At 31.9% G+C, this 3243-nt stretch carries 2 protein-coding genes and 1 pseudogene; 1 reads left to right on the top strand and 2 read right to left on the bottom strand.

Annotated features, from left to right (window positions below; all coding sequences use genetic code 11):
- Window positions 1-125: 125 nt before the first annotated feature.
- Window positions 126-474 (bottom strand): annotated as a pseudogene (locus K9V48_RS27535) (recombinase family protein); the annotation flags it as partial.
- Between the two features lie 827 nt (window positions 475-1301).
- Between K9V48_RS27535 and yppF the strand changes: the two are divergent.
- The gene (yppF, locus tag K9V48_RS27540) at window positions 1302-1538 is read left to right on the top strand and encodes a YppF family protein (RefSeq protein WP_224142247.1); all 237 of its coding nucleotides are present in this window, start codon (window positions 1302-1304) and stop codon (window positions 1536-1538) included.
- 158 nt (window positions 1539-1696) lie between these two features.
- Here yppF and K9V48_RS29535 read toward each other — a convergent pair whose 3' ends face one another.
- Window positions 1697-2758, bottom strand: a complete 1062-nt coding sequence (locus K9V48_RS29535; protein ID WP_224142246.1) for an ATP-binding protein — start codon at window positions 2756-2758, stop codon at window positions 1697-1699.
- Between the last annotated feature and the right edge of the window lie 485 nt (window positions 2759-3243).

Genomic DNA, 3243 nt, shown 5'->3' on the forward strand with positions numbered 1-3243 from the left:
ACTGAAGAACAAAACAATGAAAATGAGCAGTAACTAATTATTAAAAAAATCAATTAGTAAAATAATTATAACAAGGCTTAATTAACAATATCATATTTAAGAGCAAACCTTTACTTGGTTTGCTCTTATTTTAGAGATCGATATAATGTTGCAGCTGAAACCCCCTGTTGCTTCCTGAATTTCCCTCACTGTCATCCGTTTAGAATAATACATAGCAATAGCTTGATTCAACTTTTGTTGATTAACCTTTGGTCTACCACCTTTGCGTCCCCGAGCTCTTGCTGCCTTCAGGCCAGCCATTGTTCGTTCACGAATAAAATATCCCGTTCAAATTCTGCAAGAACTGATAGCATTCCAAACATAGCTTTTCCTACAGCTGTACTTGTATCGAGCTTATCTTGGATACTTACAAACTCCACTCCTTTCTCTAAGAGCATCAGCTATTTCAATTAGTCGTTTAGTAGATCTGGCTAAAATTATTTCAAAAATGCCCTTTTATGATATATAAATTTTGATATGGGTTTTGATACAAAAAACACCAAAAAAGAAAGTTACAAATAGTATCAATTTTAGTTTTATTTTGCGTGTTTTTTAAGATTTATTTTGCGCAAATAAAGAATAAACACGCTCTTTAACAGTACAACTTCTTAATGTTATTGTACTTTTTAACTAAGGATTAAAAAGGAAACCTACAATTTTTTATCCAATAATTTTTATGTGAAAATACGGTAATATATAACACATTACTCTTTGTCACAAAAATGGTCGTTTTTGTCTATCGCTCGATGCAACGAAATAGCCCCCAATCCACTTGGGACTAGGGGCTACTCGGTAAGATATTGCAAACAAAAAACTAAAAGGTATCTCTTATTATAGCGATAGTAGAAACATTTGGGAAGAGCTTAATAGAGGGGTACAGTCACATGCCCATCAAGCTAACGAAACAGATTCCCCCAAAAAACAATAAAAAACGAACTTCACCACTGTAAAAAATACAAATTTTTCATTTTAGGGAGTATCATGAATCTTAACTTGATGGCTATGGGGTACAGTCAGGAAAATGCGCAAAATCCTGACGCTACCCCTACTAGATTGAACATTAAGGCACCAACTATTACCCTTTGCGTATGAAATGTTGGCGATCCCCTATATTTAATTGGAACAAAGTTTGTTTGATATTGTAAAAAAATGTCGTAAGTTTGAATTTTCAAAAATAAAAATTCAAAATGATTTACATGTTATACTTTTCCCGAAAGTGCATATACGTTTTGAAAAAACACAGATGAAATGAGTGGATTACTATATTAGTAGAAGACTTAACACATCGTTTTAAACTAGTAAAAAAGCGAAACCCATTACATGCCAATGAATTACTAGATTATATTCAAAAAAGTTATATTTATGGGGAATTATCTATTGTTGAATACAAAAAACTGTTCTTTGAACTGGATAAACGTGAAGCAAAAAAGCCAAGGTCATTTTTTGTAAAAACAAGACCTTTGGATTTTGAAAAATGTAAAATAAGTTCTATAATCTAACAAATCACAATTTAGGCAATTAAAGAGGTTGGGTACCTTTTTAGATACCCAACCTCTTTATAAGACCGTTATCGGCAAAAAAATAAGACCAACTGTGCCTTTGGTATTGCTAATCGATGCTTAGTAACATGTAATTTATCCTCTCAGTTCCTTTCTTTTTAATGGGACTGAGGAATCGTAGGTAAAATAACTTCAACCGTGGTTCCCTCATTTATTTTACTTGAGATCTTGATTTCCCCATCATGACTTTCTATAATTTTATAGCTTATCATTAATCCCAAACCTGTCCCTTTTTCTTTTGTTGTATAGAAAGGTTCACTAAGTGTTGGAATCCGGTCTTCCGGAATACCAGAGCCTTGATCAATAATACAAATGGATACTTTGTCTTTTTCTTTTGCCTTTACCTTTAAATCAATCGTTCCGCCATTCGGCATTGCTTCAATTGCATTCTTCAAAATATTAATAAACACTTGTTTTAATTGATTTTCCTCACACACAATCATAGAAATATCTGATTCAAATTCTACAAAGATTTGAACATTGTTCATAATGGCTTGTATGTTGATGAGAGTCACAACATCTTTTATTAAACTTTTTATGTCTTTATCTTTGAATACAATAGCAGTTGGTTTTGCTAATACTAAGAATTCACCAATAATAAGATTAATTCGTTCTAATTCCGATAATACGAGATTGAAATACTCTTCTTCACTTGTATATTTGGATTTGAATAACTGAATAAATCCTTTGATGGAAGTAAGGGGATTCCGAATTTCATGAGCAATCCCCGCAGCCATTTGTCCTACAAGCGCCAGTTTTTCTGATTTTTCAAGGAGACTTTCTGTTGTCTCCTTTTTATCGGTAATATCCTTAACAATTGATAATGTTGCCTCTTTGCCTTCATATAGAATTGAACGACTTGAGACTTCAACGAAAATTATTTTTTTGTCCAGACGTATTAGTTTTTGCCCTACATTACTAGTTTGTATGTTTTCTTCACAAAGCTGTTTTAATCGTTTCATTGCTCTTTCATGATAGTTGGGGTTAATGAAGTCGTAGATTGATTTACCCAAAATGTCATCTTTCTTTTGAGCGCCAAGCATATTTTCCCCAAATGTATTTACATAAAGGATACTATTTTGATCGTAGATGAAAATAGACTCAGGTAATATTTCAATTACTTGTTTATAATTCTCTTCACTTGCTTTTATTCTCTTCACTTGCTTTTATTCTCTCCCCATAAAACTTCACTTTGTCATATTGTCTACCTATAAACCAAGCTAGGGTCACTAATATAAATCAATAATCTGTCTTTTTAAAGGTTCACCTAACAATAGAACTTCAATTAATACAAAAATAATTGCAATACTTATAAAAGAGATTTGGCCTATTTTTTTCATAAAAAGTTCCTCTGAAGTCATAGTTATAAAGGCATAATACCACGAAAACGGATAAAATTTAACATAAATCTTACCTTATTCTATTCTCTAAAGAACTCATTTTAGTTTCTTTAATCACTGCATACTCATATAAACTTAGTTGACATAACTAAAGATTATGGGAAATAAAAAACCTTTGGAATGTGATGCACCCCAAAAGTTAGAGTTGAAAATCTAACCTTTGGGGTGTTTATTTATGACTAAATATAGTGATGAATTTAAGATTATGGTAGTTCGAGAATATCAAGAAGGAGAGCTTGGATATC

The organism is Metabacillus rhizolycopersici, assembly GCF_020075705.1.